This window comes from Stenomitos rutilans (assembly GCF_059505485.1).
The window spans coordinates 77,900-94,968 of sequence record NZ_JCACKR010000090.1 but is presented as its reverse complement, the minus strand read 5'-3'; the positions used below and the strand labels follow the sequence as shown (position 1 = coordinate 94,968).

Below are 17,069 nucleotides of genomic sequence, written 5' to 3'. Positions count from 1 at the left end.
CTTTGAGTTGGAAGGAGTATATCAGGATGAAGGATAAGAAGTTTTGAGTAGCGCTTTGCGCCGCTGTGCTAGAGAGTTCAGAAGCTTGCTCCCTTGCTTCCTCCGCTTCCCTTGCTCCCTCCGACTCCCGACTCTCAACTCCCAGTTCCCTTTCTCCTGCTACCTTTTGCCTTCACCCCTTACCCCTCACCCGTCCAGTCACCCACAGCCTTTCTCAACTGCCCCTGATGCTGGCTTAAAAGCTGACTCCCCTCCTCTTTCCCCAACCCCGTCCAGTGCATGAACAGCGCTAGCTTCACGTTGCGTCCACTTTGCTCCAGGAGATATCCTGCATCTTCCCGGCTCAAATCAGTCAGGTCTTGCAGAATGCGGAGGGCACGATCGTGTAGCTTCTGGTTGGTTACAGCCACATCCACCATGCGATTGCCGTACACCTTACCCAACTGCACCATGACGCCGGTAGACAGAATGTTGAGGGCAAGCTTCGTTACGGTGCCTGCCTTGAGCCGTGTTGAGCCTGCCAAAACTTCGGGGCCAACTAACAGGCGAAGATCAACATCAACCACTGCACCCACCTGCTCGGCAGGGACGCACGCGATGAAAATGGTAGTAGCTCCTCGTTGCCGCGCTGCCTCCAAAGCACCGTGCACATAGGGGGTGGTACCGCCTGCGGTGATGCCAACCACAACATCCAGACTGGTGATGTGATGGTCATCGATCGCCGCAGCCCCATCACCCGACCGATCCTCCAGCCCTTCCGAACTGCGGACTAGCGCTGCGGCACCGCCAGCCAGAATGCCCTGCACTTGCTCTGGATCAGAACAAAAGGTAGGCGGACATTCCGCTGCATCCAGCACGCCCAATCGTCCACTCGTCCCAGCCCCAATGTAAAACAACCGACCACCCTGCTGTAGGGCAGTCGCCGTAAGATCAATCGCCCTCGCTAAAGGCTGCCGTGCCTGGGCGATTGCCGCGATCGTTCGAGCATCTTCCTGGTTAAACAGATCAACCAATTCCAGCGTTGTGAGCTGGTCAAGCTTCTGACTGTTGGGATTAGCCTGCTCCGTCAGCAGATGTCCACGCTCGTCTACGTTGGGCATGAGCACTTAGAAACTATGTAAGATACAAGAATATAAGGATCAAAGAACATCCGATTGATCCTTCATGCTTTTATAAGAGACCTTCAAGCTTGCGACGAATGCGTTCCAATTCCTCCTCTGCCCTTACGCTTGAAGCCTCTGAATCTGCTTCTGTCTGCGCCTCAGATGTAGAGTCGATTCGCCAGTCGGTTTCTTCCAGATTCGCTTCAGGGGGTGCTAACAAGAGACGCTCGGTGTCCGTCTTAGGTACAAAGCCAGCAGGCACAAACTGTCCTTCATAGCCAGCACTCTCACAAAACTCTTCAACCTCAGCCTTGTCCATCGCTTCCACCGTCGGCACTGGAAAATCCTGCGCCTCCAATAACAGTGAGTAGCGAGTCGCATCGTCTTCCTGCTCAAAAAGCAGCACCAGGTTGCGATCGCCAATTTGAATCGTATGAATGCCTTCGTTTTCCGTGCCCGCGTTAAAGAGTAAAACAAATACCTGCATGGCTACAGACTTCTACCTGCGATTATTCTTCAATCCTAAGATTAGTTGCTAACGGTCAATTGTTAGCCAGATGACATGAGAAGGCAACCTGTGAAAGAACGAGAGCAGGAAGCAGAGAGTGGAGTGAACTTAACTTAAGCTTAACTTTATTCTCATTTCGCTCCGACATCAACTTCAATGCTGTCTTCATTATCCGTAACCATTCAGTGATAAGCTAAGCAGTGGCAATTTAATAGTGGCAATTTAAGTTCAAGACTGCATTTCGGTATGAAATCGTTCCCGGGGTGCGATCGCTGAAGCAGATTTCTCAGTTACTGAGGCTAAATTACAGAGTAGGGCGCGAGCATGGTCACCACGAAAGAGAAGACAAACACTGGCTACATTACGCAGATCATTGGTCCCGTTCTGGACGTTAAATTTCCGAGTGGCAAACTGCCAGCTATTTATAACGCCTTAACCATCAAAGGCACCAACGCCGCTGGGCAGGAAGTCGCTGTGACAGGCGAAGTGCAGCAGCTACTTGGCGATGGTCAAGTGCGTGCAGTGGCGATGAGTTCCACTGACGGACTCGTTCGTGGCATGGAAGTGATTGATACAGGTGCACCCATTAGCGTACCTGTGGGTGCAGCCACTCTGGGTCGCATCTTTAATGTCTTAGGCGAACCTGTAGACAATAAGGGGCCTGTAGACTCTAAGGAAACATCACCGATTCATCGATCGGCACCAAAGCTGACCGATTTGGAGACGACCCCTTCCGTGTTTGAGACAGGCATTAAGGTGATTGACCTGCTGACCCCCTACCGTCGTGGTGGCAAGATTGGACTGTTTGGTGGTGCTGGCGTGGGCAAAACCGTCATCATGATGGAGTTGATCAACAACATTGCCACCAATCACGGTGGTGTGTCGGTGTTTGGTGGCGTGGGTGAGCGCACCCGTGAAGGCAATGACCTTTACAACGAAATGATGGAATCGGGCGTCATTAATAAGGACAATCTGAGCGATTCAAAGATTGCCCTGGTTTACGGTCAGATGAACGAGCCACCCGGAGCCAGAATGCGGGTCGGTTTGTCTGCTCTCACGATGGCAGAGTACTTCCGGGATGTGAACAAGCAAGACGTGCTGCTGTTTATCGACAACATCTTCCGGTTCGTCCAGGCTGGTTCTGAAGTATCAGCTCTACTGGGTCGGATGCCTTCTGCGGTGGGGTATCAGCCCACTCTGGGTACAGACGTAGGCGATCTGCAAGAGCGCATTACCTCCACCACCGAAGGATCAATCACGTCAGTGCAAGCGGTTTACGTGCCTGCGGATGACTTGACCGATCCGGCACCTGCAACCACCTTTGCTCATCTGGATGGTACGACCGTGCTGTCTCGTGGTTTGGCCTCGAAGGGCATCTATCCAGCAGTTGACCCGTTGGATTCGACCTCAACAATGCTTCAGCCTGCGATCGTCGGTAGCGACCACTACGACACCGCACGTGCTGTGCAATCCACCTTGCAGCGCTACAAAGAACTGCAAGACATCATTGCCATCTTGGGTCTAGATGAATTGTCTGAAGACGATCGCCTGGTGGTGGCACGTGCACGCAAGATTGAGCGCTTCCTCTCCCAGCCCTTCTTTGTTGCTGAAGTGTTTACAGGCTCTCCTGGCAAATACGTCACCCTCGAAAAGACGATCGGCGGGTTCAAGAAGATCCTCGCAGGCGAATTGGATGATCTACCTGAGCAGGCGTTTTATCTGGTTGGCGATATTGACGAAGCGATCGCAAAAGGCGAGAAGCTGAAATCAGAAGGTAAGTAGAGAGTGATGAGTTTTGAGTTTTGAGTTTTAAGTTACGAACCGCTCAAAACTCAAAACTCAAAACTTAGAACTCAAAACTAACGGAGCATTTTATGGCATTGACCGTTCGGGTAGTGGCACCAGACAAAACCATCTGGGATGCTGAGGCAGAAGAAGTCATTCTTCCCAGTACCACCGGGCAACTGGGGATTTTGACAGGGCATGCACCTCTGCTCACAGCATTGGATATTGGTGTAATGAGAGTTCGCGCCGACAAAAACTGGGTGCCAATCGCCCTGCTGGGTGGGTTCGCAGAAGTCGAAAATAACGAAGTTATCGTTCTGGTAAACGCCGCTGAACGTGGCGACACGATCGACAAAGCAACCGCTCAAACGGCCTTCAGTGAAGCAGAGATAAAATACAATCAGTCACTGCAAAGCGACGATCGTTCTGCCCGTATTCAGGCAACTCAGGCATACAAGCGTGCCCGTACAAGACTCCAAGCCGCAGGTGGTGCAGCCTGATGCTGTATGTTTTCAACGAATAGCATTGCTTCATAAAGCATTAAAAGGCGATCGTGCTTGATAAAGGCGATCGCTTTTTCTATTCAAGTCGCATCAAAATTCAACTCCTGCTCCCATCTTCACAATTGTTGCTTAAGAATTTCTTCAAAGTTGGACACGTGGCAAGCGTAAAATAGTGGAGGCGTGACTGGACTTCGGCGATCGTGAAAGCAATTTCCCTTCTTGGCTCCACTGGTTCTATTGGCACTCAAACGCTCGACATTGTTGCCCAGCAGCCAGACGAATTTCGCATTGTTGGGTTGGCAGCAGGACGCAACGTTACCCTTCTAGCACAGCAAATTCGCCAGTTTCGTCCCGCGATCGTCGCGCTCTGTGAAGCAGATTTACTGCCCGAACTTAAAGCCGCGATCGCCGATCTTGACCCGCAGCCGACCTTGGTGGTAGGCGAAGCGGGAGTCATTGAGGTGGCCCGCTGGGATGCAGCCGATGTCGTTGTAACAGGTATTGTCGGCTGTGCAGGGCTATTACCCACCATCGCAGCGATCGAAGCAGGGAAAGATATTGCACTGGCAAACAAAGAAACGCTGATTGCGGGTGCGCCTGTCGTGTTACCGCTTGTGCAAAAGCATGGTGTCAAACTACTGCCTGCGGATTCAGAGCACTCGGCAATCTTTCAGTGTCTCCAAGGTGTACCCGACGGCGGCTTGCGTCGTATTCTGCTTACGGCTTCTGGTGGTGCATTCCGCGATCTCCCGGTCGAACAACTAGCCCATGTCACGATCGCCGACGCGTTAAAACACCCCAACTGGTCTATGGGCCGCAAGATCACGATCGACTCCGCCACCTTGATGAACAAAGGACTGGAAGTCATCGAAGCCCATTACTTGTTTGGAGTCGATTACGATCAGATTGAGATCGTCATCCATCCCCAAAGCATTATCCATTCACTCATCGAACTGCAAGATACCTCAGTACTGGCACAACTGGGCTGGGCCGACATGCGGTTACCATTGCTCTACGCACTGTCCTATCCAGAGCGCATTGCAACTAGTTGGGAACCGCTTGATTTGGTGAAAGCCGGAACGCTGACCTTCCGGGAACCTGATCATCAAAAATACCCTTGCATGCAGTTAGCGTATGAGGCTGGTCGTGTCGGTGGCTGTATGCCTGCGGTGCTGAATGCCGCAAACGAACAGGCCGTGGCACTGTTTCTAGACGAAAAAATTCATTTTCTCGATCTGCCACGCTTGATTGAACGGGTGTGTGATCGCTACCAGAGCCATAACCGTCTCGATCCCAGCTTGGACGACATCATTGCCGCTGACCATTGGGCACGACAAGAAGTGCTGGCAGCAAGTCAAGCACCAACGCTTATGATTTCCAGTCGTTAGCGGCCCAGTTCAAAAGCCTGACAGCTTCACGAGTGCTTCTTTCACAGCAGGCGGTAGTTGGCGCATGATTTTTCCCTTGTCACGATCGACTGCTACCAGCGCCACACGAGCCGTCACAAAAAGATCCTGCCCATCAGTCGATTGAATTTGATAGTCCCAATTGACCCGAACCCCCTCCATATCTGCCATGCGTGTTCGCACAACGGCAGACATTCCCATTTGGATGGGCTGATGGTAGCGGATGGACAACTCCACTACAGGCAGATCGCAACCCATTGCCACTAGATCAGCAAACTCAATGCCGATCGAACGTAAGCACTCCACCCTGGCTTCTTCCATCCAGGTTAGGTAAGAGCCATGCCAGACAATACCCGCATAGTCAGTGTGGTGAGGCTGAGCCTTGACCAGATACTCAAACCAATTACCAGGCGGTTGCAGTGAATTTTGAATCGCCTCAGTAGGCGGCAATTTACGTTGATCTGGTTGGTCATGCGTCATAACGTCAGGCACTATAGCGATCGAGGCTTTTGTATGATTTTATCTCAATCGTTCTGTCACCTGTTTACGTTGGTTAACGCAGTCTTTCTTTGTACCTTTAAGCCTTAGCAATCGTTCTCCACTAGCTGTTTTACGAGATAAAAGACCCGTAGTTTTGAAATTTGCTTCCTAGAACTCCTGTCCCTCACACCTAGTTGAGTATTACAAAATGTGTCCTCAAAGCGATCGATAAAAAGCTGCGAAATGTTCCAACTTTGTGTGAGCGCTCTTCATACATGTAAACGCAACAATGAGTAACGAAGCGCAGCAATTGATCGAATGTTAAAGGTAGAATTTTGGCATAAAGGAGCACTTAATCAGCACTTTGATTAGGTTCTTCGATCGTCTAACCTTTATGCATCGGTGGCAGCACTGCGCTCTGTAGTATTGCACTCCGTATAGATGTTTGGAGATTGTTTGAGACATCTTAGCTCGTCATACTAAGCGGCATAACCGATAGCAAAAGCTCTCGGAATAGCAATAGAACCAAAGGTCTTTTAGAAAGCAAGCGACAAGAGAATGATGTCTGGCTTTGAAGGCGTCCCCCCCAAATCTAAGGGTTAGAAACGCTGCAATGGCTTAATCGCAAATCATGTTTAACAGAAATCGTGAGGCAAATCCATGATCGAAAAGATTCTTCTGGCTGACTCTGGCACTGGACAGTCTGAGGAAATGTTCAAAGCTCTGGCAGACATTCCTTCAATGCAAAGAGCTCTAGTGACAGTTCTGCATGTCATTCCCCCCCAGATTACCGCCGCCGAAATGTTCGAGCAGCGTGAAAAAGGGGGCAAAATCTTAGCCAACGCCATTCAAGCGCTAAATCTTGATCCCAAGCGCGTTTCTGGTATGTTGCGCGAAGGCGATCCCAAGGATGTGGTGTGCAAAGTCGCGGACGAGATGGATGCCGACTTGATCATCATGGGTTCTAGAGGGTTGAAGCGTCTCGTCTCCATTCTGGAGAATTCGGTCAGTCAGTACGTGTTTCAACTCTCATCTCACCCAATGCTATTGGTGCGGGACGACATCTATATTAAAAGGATCAACCGCATCATGGTCGCGTTAGATCGATCGGAAGCCGCCAGCCAAAGCCTCAAGCTGGCGCTGTTTCTACTCCGCGACCTGAAAGGGGGAGAACTCATCCTGACACACATTGACCCTGACCTCACTGGTAAGTCTTATTGTGCCAGTGGCGAAGTGTCTGAGCATGACCCAGTCTTTACAACGGCTGTATCAGAAGCGAAAAAGCTAGGCATTGCCTACCGATGTTTGTCGTGTGCAGGTAAGCCTGCTGAAGAACTCTGTCGATTAGCTGATGAGTTGAATGTAGGTCTGTTGCTGCTGGGGTCACCCGATCGCCGTCCCTCCATTGCCAAAGGCTTGCCCGACCTCGATCGCTTATTAGGCTCCTCGCTCTCTGACTACGTGCGGGTTCACGCTAACTGTCCCGTTTTGCTAGCACGTACCATTTAGCAAGCTTGGGCACAAAGATGTAAGCCTTACCCATCTAGCCAACCTAATCCCCAAAAGCTGGACATTGAGTCAAACAGGACTTTAATGCCAGCTTTTTTATGCAAACGACTGACCCAATGCATCTAGCCGCAGCTTAGCCGAATCTTTATGCATCTCCGTAATCTTTCTTTGCAGTTATGGCGTTATGCTGACGGGTAGTACGGAGCACATCCCTTCTTCCGCTCTGCTTGATCGGTGCTGAAGGAGCCATCATTCCGTACACACTCTATCAACTAGGAGTTGCTGGACTGGAATGACCATCTCTACTGCACCCGCCCTTACTCGCGCTACAACTAGCCTGCCTCACCTTATCCCTCAGCAGCACGGCGACCTGTATGCCAAGCCACTTTTAGACGGTGAGATCTTGTTGAAAACTCGACCTCACTCCGCCTGGGGTGGTGCAGTTACGGCCCAGATGTATCTGCCCATCTCACGTACAACTGCGTGGAGGCAGTTGACCGACTATTCACGGTGGGTTCAATACTTTCCAGCACTGACCCGAAGCGAAATCCTTCACCGCAACAATTCCGAGCTAAGCCATCGAAGCTCTGTAGACGGCTATAAGCGGTTATATCAGGTGGCAAGCAAAGCATTCTTGTTTCTCACCGCACAGGTTGACATCTATTTAAAGGTGATTGAAACGACTCATCAGCAAATCCAATTTCGGTTGGAGTCCGGAAGCTTCCATGATTTTGCCGCTGATCTGACGCTGCAAGACTATGGCGATGGCACGCTTCTGACCTATTCTGTGCAGGCAACACCTACAATTCCCGTACCTTCGGTGTTAATTCAGCAGGCAATTCAGATGGACCTACCAGACAACCTGCGCACCATGCGTCAAGTGCTTTGTCGTGCCTGCTAAGCGATCGAGTGATGCATGAAAACGGTACCCGTAATACCAGTGCGCCTGAAGTTTACTGAAGCACACAGTTTCCAAGCGAGAAGGGGAAAATGTAATTTTAATTACTTAACCTTTTCTTTACTGACGCGCGGTAGCGTTAGTGCAGATGTGTTAAGTTGCAGGATTTATGATTTCCACCTTAAGAGCAACCCGTTGGGCATTCTCGGCTTCGGCAATTGCCTTGGTAGCAGGTTTGTCAGCCTGTGCACCCCCTCCTCAAACGAGCAGCAGTCCTGTCGGAGGCGGCGCTAGCCCTGCTGCTTCTACTGCTGCTGCGGGTGGTACTGTTTCGATTAGTGGTGCTGGTGCAACAGCCCCTAACCCTCTCTACCAGCGCTGGTTCCAGGAATACAACAAGACGAATCCTAACGTTCAGATCAGCTACGACTCCGTAGGTAGTGGTGCGGGTGTTAAGCGCTATCTTGACCAAACCGTTGATTTTGGTGCAACGGATTCGGCGCTGAAAGCCGATGAGAAGAGCAAGCTTGCGGCCGATCGAGGCAAGCCAGTTCAGGTGCCAACGACAGGTCTATTTGTGGTGTTTGCTTACAACCTTGATGGGGTTGAAAACCTGAAGCTATCTCGCCCAACCTTCTGCGGCATTGTCGATGGTTCGATTAAGACCTGGAACGATCCCAAAATTGCGAAAGACAATGCGGGCGCTCAACTGCCTGCTACTCCCGTAACGTTTGTCCATCGTTCGGATGGCAGTGGCACAACGTCTATTTTCACCAGCCATATTGCAAAAGCTTGTCCAGAGTGGAAAGCTGGTTCAGGCAAAACGGTTGAGTGGCCTGTAGGAACAGGTGCTAAGGGAAATGAGGGTGTAACCGCTCAGATTCAACAAACGAAAGGCGCGATTGGGTATACCGAGTATTCCTACGCTAAAGAAAACAAATTGGCGATGGCATCGGTACAAAACAAGGCGGGTACGTTCGTGGCACCCACCCCAGAAGCAGCGGCTAAAGCCCTAGAAGGAGCAAAAATCCCTGAAGATTTTGCGCTGAAGGTACCCGATCCAGAGCAAAAAGAAGCCTATCCGATCGTCAGCTTGACCTGGGTACTCTTATATGAAAATCCCAAAGATCCGGCAAAGGCAAAAGCCTTTAATGAGTTCTTGAAGTGGTCGCTGAAAGATGGCAAGCAGTATGCTACTGAGCTTGGCTATATTCCTTTACCAGAGGATCTTTCTACCAAGGTTTCAACGGCTGTGGACACCATCAAAGTTAGCTCTGCTAAGTAGCCAACGCATCTTGCACTAAGCAAAGATGGGTTAATTTAGTCTTGCACTAGTCGCATCAGCCCGCCCTGCAATAAATTGCGGGCTAATCAAAGGAAGTCCGTTTTAACGGACTGAAGCGCCACTTCCCTGGCTCCTAGTCCACTGCCCTTTGGGAAGGCAAAGCCTACAGTGGACTTTCCGCCATCAGCCCGCTCGCCTCGCGTTTCCGAAGGAAACACTTGAGTGCAAGGCGGGGTAGCGCAAGTCTCGAAAGATCTCAAATACCTCTTCTTGAGCATGGTGCAAGATTTAAGTTAACCATAGCGATCGGGTTGCTGGTCTACTGGGCTAAATCAGAAGTGCTGATGTTTGGGTTGTGCGATCTTGGGGGCATAGACATCAGCACTCTTAATACCGCAGTCACTGGTTTAAGGTTCCTTCTTACACATCCGTTTAGCGTTTTTGCAGTTTAACGTCTTTGCAATTGAGTACCTATGGCTTCAACAAATCAGCCTTCGCCCATGTCCTGGCAGCGTTCCCAAACATCGCGCTGGGTTGATCAAGGTTTTGTTTGGCTTACTGCTGTCTTTGGCTTTGGTGTGGCGGCAGTGCTTCTCTTCATCGCGGTTCAGGTTGCACATGATGCGCTGCCTGCAATCCAGAAGTTTGGCGCTGGTTTTCTGGTGACGAGCCGCTGGAGTGTTAACGACGAGGTTTTCGGTGCGCTAACCCAGATTTATGGAACGCTGGTGACCTCGTTTATTGCGCTGCTGCTTGCGGTACCGATCGGCATTGGAGTTGCCCTCTTCCTCAGCGAAGACTTTTTACCGCCCCGGGTGCAGCAGCCGATCGTCTTTTTGGTTGAGTTGCTGGCGGCGATTCCAAGTGTGGTCTACGGGCTATGGGCGATTTTTGTGCTGATCCCTATTTTGAAGCCGATCGGCGATTTCTTGAACAGTACTCTGGGATGGCTCCCCATCTTTAGCACAGCACCATCTGGCCCAGGCATTTACGTTGCTGGTATCATCCTGTCGATTATGATTTTGCCGATTATTGCGGCCATTTCACGCGATGCGTTGACAGCCGTGCCTGCGGAACTTCGGCAGGCAGCCTATGGATTGGGGGCAACTCGCTGGGAAACCATTTTTCAAATTATGCTGCCTGCCGCTTTTTCAGGCATTGTTGGCGGCATCATGTTGGCGCTAGGGCGGGCTATGGGTGAGACAATGGCTGTCACAATGGTGATTGGTAATTCTGACACGATCAAATCAGCATCGATTTTATCTCAAGGTTCGACGGTTGCTTCACTGCTGGCAAATCAGTTTGCGGAGGCTGGTGGCTTACAGGTCGCTTCCTTGATGTATGCCGCACTCGTACTATTTGCCTTGACATTGGTGGTTAACGTTTTGGCTGAGGTTATCGTTCGTCGCTTCAGCTTGAAGCTCTAGTTTTAACTGGAAAAGGCAATTGAGAGCTGTGTTGGTATGATTCGCGTTGGCATAGGGCACACAGGCTGACCGCAGCCATTTAGAACTTTGGAATGAAGAAAGGGTTAAGATGACGAATCAAGACTTTGCGGCTGCGCCATTTGTAGAGCGCAGTATGAAGCGCGCCCCAACGTCACCTCGGACGTTGTTCTCGTCCATCATGACTGGCGTTGCGTATGTTTGTGCTGCTATTGCGCTCATTCCGTTGGTGGCGGTGTTATCTTATGTGCTGATCAATGGGTTTGCCCGTTTAGGGCCAGCGCTCTTCGTGCAGCTACCGCCAGCTCCTGGCCTTGCGGGTGGTGGTTTTGGCAACGCCTTTCTGGGCACGTTGACGACGGTAGGGATTTCGGCGGCTCTGAGTATTCCATTTGGCGTGATGGCAGCCATTTACCTCTCAGAGTTTGCCAAGGGAACGAAACTGGCAGATGTGATTGATTTTTTCACCAATGTCTTGAGTGGTGTTCCGTCGATCGTTGTGGGGGCGTTTGCGTATTCGCTGGTTGTACTCACAACAGGTCGCTTTTCAGCCGTAGCGGGTGGGATTGCGCTATCGGTGCTGATGTTGCCAACGATCGTCCGCACCGCAGCAGAAGCTCTGGAGGCTGTACCGAATGATTACCGACAGGCCGCTGTTGGGTTGGGTGCTACGCGCATTCAAACGACGTTAAAGATTGTTTTGCCTGCGGCGATTCCAGCCATTTTGACCGGAGTGATGCTGGCGATCGCGCGTGCGGCGGGTGAAACGGCACCTGTGCTTTTTACGGCCTCTTTCAGCCGCTACTGGAATTCGGGGTTGGCCCTGAATCCGCCAAATGTCAATCCTATCACCTACTTTACCTACGGCATCTGGGAACCAACCGCTACAATGTCAAGATTGGTCTTTGACTTTGCGACAGCTCCTTACAAAAACCAGCAAGAGTTAGCTTGGGCAGGTTCGCTAGTTTTGGTGGCGCTGGTTTTGGTGACAAGTATTCTGTCTCGATGGCTGACGCGGCGACGCAGGTAATAGTTTGGATCAGAAGGGACACTGGCAGCTTTCTGCAGGTGTCTTTAAGCAGTTGTTAGCATGGTAAGAAGACATGATTGCCTTGTTAAGCTGTCCTCAACCTCAACTGATTTTTTCTATCCTGCAAGCCTTTAATTTTAGTGACTTTAAGTCTTATTGAAACGGCAATCACTCACCCCTTTAGACCTATGACAACGAACATCCAGAGTACAGCTCGTCAGACTGAAACCATCTTTCGCACTCAAGACCTTAACATTTATTACGGCAATTTCCTGGCTGTGAAGGATGTCTCGATCGAGATCAAAAAGAACAGTATTACTGCGTTTATTGGCCCCTCTGGTTGTGGCAAAAGTACCGTCTTACGCTGTTTTAACCGACTGAATGATCTGATTAAAACCTTTCATATTGATGGCAAAATCTTTTACCGTGATCAAGATCTTTACGCTCCAGAAATTGATCCAGTGGAAGTGCGGCGACAGATTGGGATGGTGTTTCAGAAGCCCAACCCGTTTCCAAAGTCGATTTACGAAAATATCGCCTTTGGGCCTCGGTTGGTTGGGTACAAAGGCGATATGGATGAATTGGTCGAGCGGTCCCTCAAGCAAGCAGCGCTTTGGGATGATGTGAAAGACAAGCTGAATGCAATGGGAACAGATCTGTCCGGCGGCCAGCAGCAACGGTTGTGCATTGCACGCGCAGTCGCTGTTCAGCCAGATGTCATCTTGATGGATGAACCCTGTGCGGCACTTGACCCCATTTCGACACTGAAAGTTGAAGATCTGCTGCAAGAGTTGAAAGAGCGTTACACGATCGTCATCGTGACTCACAACATGCAGCAGGCATCGCGGGCATCTGACTTTACGGCTTTCTACAATGTAGAAGCCAATGCAAAGGGGCAGCGGACGGGCTACATCGTGGAATACGATCGCACAGAAGTCATCTTCCAAACGCCTCAGCATCAAGCAACGCAGGAGTATGTCAGCGGTCGCTTCGGCTAAGCGGAACTGATTGAGGAAAGGGAATGAATGCCTACCGGAGGACACATGATCCCGTCTCCTAATCGCGGTAGGATAAAAGGGCGATTCGTAACCGACTAGAAGGCTGACTCGCTCTTAACCCTTTCCATGCATGCTTATGAAGCGCTATCTCGCTAGCTTTTTTTCAGTTGTTCTGGCTGTCGTTGTAGGTTTGGTCAGCTTTGTACCATCAGCAATGGCAACCGTAGCGCTTTCGGGTGACTATCGCCAAGATACAGCAACCGTCGTGAGCAGCCTGCGAGAATCAATCCAATTACCAGATGATTCTCCTGATCGTAGTGCCGATCAAGCCGCAGCGCGGCAACTTATTAATGACTTTACTGCGCGCTATCGACGCGATGGCTCTGTTGCCAAGCTGAGTTCGTACACGACGATGCGGACAGCGTTGAATTCGTTGGCAGGACACTACAGTTCTTACCCTAATCGTCCTGTGCCTCAAAAGTTGCGCGATCGACTGGAGCAAGAGTTTAAGCAGATTGAGCTTTCCTTGAGCCGGGGTTCCTAGTAAAACCCTTGCTTTCTAGATTAAAGCTGCCTGGGAGAAATTGATACAACTTCTCTCAGGCAGCTTTTTGTAGGCTCAAGATGAGCAGAAGAGGGGCTTAACGCTGAGCAGTTTCGTAAATGCTGTCTCGATCGGGCTCAACTTTAAGCAAGCCAGTTAACAACGATGCTGGACGTTGCTGATAGGGCCATGCAAAAGCATGACGAAACGCCGCATCCTGACACGCCTGCAACTGCTCAAATCCAATGATGTCATGCGTCAACAAGCTTTCATACTCAAAAGGTAAGCGCACGTTATGCAGTCCGGCATTATCAGTACAGATGGCAATATCTACCCCAGCGTCAAAGCAGCGATCAAAGACAACCTTAAGTTGAGAAAGCTCTTCTAACGTTCCGGTTTGCAGGTATGTCGTTGGGCAAACTTCCAGACACTGACCACGCTCTGCCACTGCTTTAAGCAAATGAGGATGCTGCAAAGGAATCTGAATCCCATGCCCAATTCGCATCAGATAAGGTAGGAGATCAGGGTGGCAGCCCTCTTTCGTTTCGTAGAGGTGTCCGGTTGTGTTTAGCCCCAGCGATCGCGCGTAGGCATACAGTTCAACAAATTCATTGAGCCGCTCGCCGTAGTGATTGTCTCCACCTGCCACATCGATCGCGCAGACGTAATCTCGCGATTGTGCTGCCAAGTCTACGATCGCCCGATTAACCCCGTAGGGTAAGCGCGAGTGCATACACAAAATTTGGCTTGTGACGATCGGGTATTCATTGAGACGGCTCGCTTGACCCACGATCGACACAATCTCTGCCATCAGGTCAATGCGCTGCGACTGCGGCAAATGCTCAGGCGTCCGTAAAAAGGGCGTATAGCGCAACTCCAAATACGCCAGATTCTCAAAGATATAAGCCCCACGCATCAAGCGGTAAATAAAGTACGGTAGCGCTGCCGCCGTTTGTACTGATTCCACCAGCGTATGCAGTTCAAGGTACTCGTCTAAGGTGCTACGAGGGCGCGTGTAAAAATCCTCAAACACCGCGTATTCGGGAAACTGCTGCGCTAAGTCAGAGCCATTCCGTTGCAAATACCGCCACAGAATTCGGGGGACAACAGATCCTCCAAGGTGACGGTGTAGTTCAGCATATAAAGCCACAAGCACCTCTTCAGGGTAATAAGGAATTCAGTCTCAAAAAATGCTGCTTTGATGAACGACAAAAACAAGCATTTAGAGAAGGCGATGGGAATTCAATGGCAAGATGATTCAGATCATTTGTGATATCCTAGCGAACTCCCGAATCTTGGTAGGACGCTCAAAACACTCCCACCTTAAATTCAGCTACATTGCTGAGTGCTGTGGATTACTTTATTTATTCAGCAGCATTGACATGAGTGTCATCCGCTGTCGATAATGAATGTTTGTGCAAACTCTAGCGCTGATCAAAACTCTTGGCTAACGTTGTTGTCATCGGTGCCCAGTGGGGCGATGAAGGAAAAGGAAAAATTACGGATCTGCTCAGTAAGTCAGCAGATGTCGTTGTCCGCTATCAGGGTGGGGTCAACGCGGGGCATACCGTCGTGGTTGACGATCAGATCTTTAAGCTGCATCTGATCCCATCTGGTATTCTCTATCCCGATACAGAGTGCATCATTGGCTCTGGTACCGTGATTGATCCAAAGGTGCTGATTGCTGAGCTTGATCAGCTAGAGACGCTGAACGTATCGACGCACAATCTCCTCATTTCCGAAACGGCACATGTCACGATGCCGTACCATCGTCTGATTGACCAGGCTTCGGAAGAACGACGCGGCGATCACAAGATTGGGACAACGGGGCGCGGCATTGGGCCAACCTATGCAGACAAATCTGAGCGGACAGGCATCCGGGTGATTGACCTGATGGACACTGATTCCCTCCGCAAAAAGCTCCGTTGGACGGTGGAATACAAGAATGTCATTTTAGAAAAGCTCTACGAGTTGCCGCCTCTGGATGCAGACGCTGTGATTGGCGAGTATCTGGCATACGCTGATCGCTTGCGTCCACACGTGGTTGATAGTTCACTTCGCATCTATGATGCCATTCAGCGAAAGCGTAACATTTTATTTGAGGGCGCACAGGGCACGCTACTCGACCTGGATCATGGGACGTATCCTTACGTGACCTCTTCTAACCCGGTTGCTGGCGGTGCTTGCATCGGTACGGGTGTGGGCCCCACCATGATCGATCGAGTGATTGGCGTTGCCAAAGCCTACACCACTCGCGTCGGCGAAGGCCCCTTTCCTACAGAACTTCATGGCACAATGGGGGAGTTGCTGTGCGATCGGGGCGCAGAATTCGGTACGACAACCGGACGGAAGCGTCGCTGTGGCTGGTTTGATGCCGTTATTGGTCGCTACGCGGTACGCATTAATGGTCTGGATTGTCTAGCCATTACGAAGCTAGACGTACTTGATGAGTTGGAGGAAATCAACATTTGTGTCGCCTATGAAGTCGATGGCACAACCTGTTACGACTTTCCTAGCAACTCGCGTAAGTTTGCCCGTTGTGAACCGATTTACAAAACTGTTCCGGGTTGGCAGCAGTCTACAGCTCATTGTCGATCGCTCAGCGATTTGCCCAAAGCGGCTCTCGATTACCTCAAAGTGCTGGCAGAACTCATGGAAGTGCCGATTGCGATCGTCTCCCTGGGTGCCAGCCGCGATCAGACCATCATTGTCGAAGATCCAATTCATGGTCCAAAACGTGCTCTTTTGTATACCAACGGAATCGTGCCAACTGAAGCGCACACACTAGAAGTCTAAAGTTTGAAGGGCTAAAGTTTGAAGGCTAAAGGATAAAAATGTCACTTAGCCTTCAGCCTTTAGCCTTTAGCCTTTCCCTTACTCCCCGAACTCATTATGGAACTCACGCTTGAATGTCAAACACGCCCTGCTGGCAGCAAGGCAAACGCCCTCCGACGCGAAGGCTTAATACCCGCCGTGCTCTACGGTCATAAGGGGGCAGAATCCGTTTCTCTGACGGTCAAAGCCAAAACCGCTGAACTGCTGGTGCGTGATGCCTCAGTCAACAACACGCTGATTCAGATTGATGTGCCAGATCTGCCCTGGAAGGGGAAAGCACTATTGCGCGAGGTACATTCGCATCCCTGGCGTGGGTTTCTTTATCACCTGAGCTTTTTCTCGGTCGGTGCTCAAGAATCACTGGATGTGGATGTGCCGATCCATCTAGTAGGTGACGCGGTCGGTGTCAAGAATGGGGGTGGTTCGATCGATCAAGAACTGACCGAACTCCATGTGCGTTGTTCGCCCGATCGCATCCCAGAAACCATTGAAATCAACGTTACAGGGCTGGATGTCGGTGAGGCACTTCACGTTCATCAGATTGTGCTGCCTGATGGGGTGGCAGCGTTGGGTGAACCCGATCGCGTGGTAGTTACGGTGCTCTCCCCAGCGAGTACAGTAGCCGCCGATGAAGCCGCCGATGAAGCAACAGCCTTCACAACGGAAGCCTAATTCTGTCGAAGCGCATGATCGTCTAAAGGGCATCCATTTGTTATGGGGTGCCCTTTAGTCGTGTAAGG

General features: G+C 50.7%; 16 protein-coding genes. 12 read left to right on the top strand and 4 right to left on the bottom strand.

Annotation, left to right across the window (positions count from 1 at the left end):
* Positions 1 to 179 precede the first annotated feature (179 nt).
* The gene (gene murQ, locus AC5JLP_RS16545; protein ID WP_496069028.1) at positions 180 to 1,100 is read right to left on the bottom strand and encodes an N-acetylmuramic acid 6-phosphate etherase; all 921 of its coding nucleotides are present in this window, start codon (positions 1,098 to 1,100) and stop codon (positions 180 to 182) included.
* A gap of 70 nt (positions 1,101 to 1,170) precedes the next feature.
* Entirely contained in the window at positions 1,171 to 1,590 is a 420-nt protein-coding gene (locus AC5JLP_RS16540) for a DUF3110 domain-containing protein (protein ID WP_496069027.1), read from the bottom strand.
* A 345-nt stretch (positions 1,591 to 1,935) separates the two neighbouring features.
* On the opposite strand from AC5JLP_RS16540, the gene atpD reads away from it, so the two are divergent.
* The 3 genes from atpD to dxr all read left to right on the top strand — a co-directional run bounded on the left by atpD (position 1,936) and on the right by dxr (position 5,287).
* A complete protein-coding gene (gene atpD / locus AC5JLP_RS16535; RefSeq protein ID WP_496069026.1) occupies positions 1,936 to 3,393 on the top strand; it encodes a F0F1 ATP synthase subunit beta in 1,458 nt (485 codons plus the stop codon).
* A 92-nt stretch (positions 3,394 to 3,485) separates the two neighbouring features.
* A complete protein-coding gene (gene atpC / locus AC5JLP_RS16530; protein WP_496069025.1) occupies positions 3,486 to 3,896 on the top strand; it encodes an ATP synthase F1 subunit epsilon in 411 nt (136 codons plus the stop codon).
* 203 nt (positions 3,897 to 4,099) lie between these two features.
* Positions 4,100 to 5,287: a 1-deoxy-D-xylulose-5-phosphate reductoisomerase gene (dxr, locus tag AC5JLP_RS16525; protein WP_496069024.1), complete on the top strand. Its 1,188-nt coding sequence runs from the start codon at positions 4,100 to 4,102 to the stop codon at positions 5,285 to 5,287.
* Between the two features lie 9 nt (positions 5,288 to 5,296).
* Here the strand turns inward: dxr and AC5JLP_RS16520 are convergent, their stop codons facing one another.
* Positions 5,297 to 5,785, bottom strand: coding sequence for an acyl-CoA thioesterase (locus AC5JLP_RS16520; protein ID WP_496069023.1), 489 nt, complete (start codon positions 5,783 to 5,785; stop codon positions 5,297 to 5,299).
* A 660-nt stretch (positions 5,786 to 6,445) separates the two neighbouring features.
* On the opposite strand from AC5JLP_RS16520, the gene AC5JLP_RS16515 reads away from it, so the two are divergent.
* From AC5JLP_RS16515 to psb27, 7 genes are all read left to right on the top strand, one after another.
* Positions 6,446 to 7,294 (top strand): universal stress protein, encoded by an 849-nt coding sequence (locus AC5JLP_RS16515; RefSeq protein ID WP_496069022.1) that lies wholly within the window; start codon positions 6,446 to 6,448, stop codon positions 7,292 to 7,294.
* A gap of 292 nt (positions 7,295 to 7,586) precedes the next feature.
* On the top strand, positions 7,587 to 8,195 hold the full coding sequence (locus tag AC5JLP_RS16510) for an SRPBCC family protein (RefSeq protein ID WP_496069021.1): 609 nt from the start codon (positions 7,587 to 7,589) through the stop codon (positions 8,193 to 8,195).
* Positions 8,196 to 8,361: 166 nt separating this feature from the next.
* Positions 8,362 to 9,477 carry a phosphate ABC transporter substrate-binding protein PstS gene (pstS, locus tag AC5JLP_RS16505; protein WP_496069020.1) on the top strand — a complete coding sequence of 372 codons (1,116 nt, stop codon included), beginning with the start codon at positions 8,362 to 8,364 and terminating at the stop codon, positions 9,475 to 9,477.
* Positions 9,478 to 9,950: 473 nt separating this feature from the next.
* Positions 9,951 to 10,904: a phosphate ABC transporter permease subunit PstC gene (pstC, locus tag AC5JLP_RS16500; RefSeq protein ID WP_496069019.1), complete on the top strand. Its 954-nt coding sequence runs from the start codon at positions 9,951 to 9,953 to the stop codon at positions 10,902 to 10,904.
* Positions 10,905 to 11,013: 109 nt separating this feature from the next.
* Positions 11,014 to 11,952: a phosphate ABC transporter permease PstA gene (gene pstA / locus AC5JLP_RS16495; protein ID WP_496069018.1), complete on the top strand. Its 939-nt coding sequence runs from the start codon at positions 11,014 to 11,016 to the stop codon at positions 11,950 to 11,952.
* A gap of 188 nt (positions 11,953 to 12,140) precedes the next feature.
* Positions 12,141 to 12,950: a phosphate ABC transporter ATP-binding protein PstB gene (pstB, locus tag AC5JLP_RS16490; RefSeq protein ID WP_496069017.1), complete on the top strand. Its 810-nt coding sequence runs from the start codon at positions 12,141 to 12,143 to the stop codon at positions 12,948 to 12,950.
* Positions 12,951 to 13,086: 136 nt separating this feature from the next.
* On the top strand, positions 13,087 to 13,494 hold the full coding sequence (psb27, locus tag AC5JLP_RS16485) for a photosystem II protein Psb27 (RefSeq protein ID WP_496069016.1): 408 nt from the start codon (positions 13,087 to 13,089) through the stop codon (positions 13,492 to 13,494).
* 97 nt (positions 13,495 to 13,591) lie between these two features.
* Here psb27 and AC5JLP_RS16480 read toward each other — a convergent pair whose 3' ends face one another.
* Complete coding sequence (locus AC5JLP_RS16480) at positions 13,592 to 14,644, bottom strand: adenosine deaminase (RefSeq protein WP_496069015.1); 1,053 nt, start codon at positions 14,642 to 14,644, stop codon at positions 13,592 to 13,594.
* Between the two features lie 293 nt (positions 14,645 to 14,937).
* On the opposite strand from AC5JLP_RS16480, the gene AC5JLP_RS16475 reads away from it, so the two are divergent.
* Positions 14,938 to 16,290, top strand: coding sequence for an adenylosuccinate synthase (locus tag AC5JLP_RS16475; protein WP_496069014.1), 1,353 nt, complete (start codon positions 14,938 to 14,940; stop codon positions 16,288 to 16,290).
* 96 nt (positions 16,291 to 16,386) lie between these two features.
* Entirely contained in the window at positions 16,387 to 17,001 is a 615-nt protein-coding gene (locus AC5JLP_RS16470; protein ID WP_496069013.1) for a 50S ribosomal protein L25/general stress protein Ctc, read from the top strand.
* Positions 17,002 to 17,069: the final 68 nt, after the last annotated feature.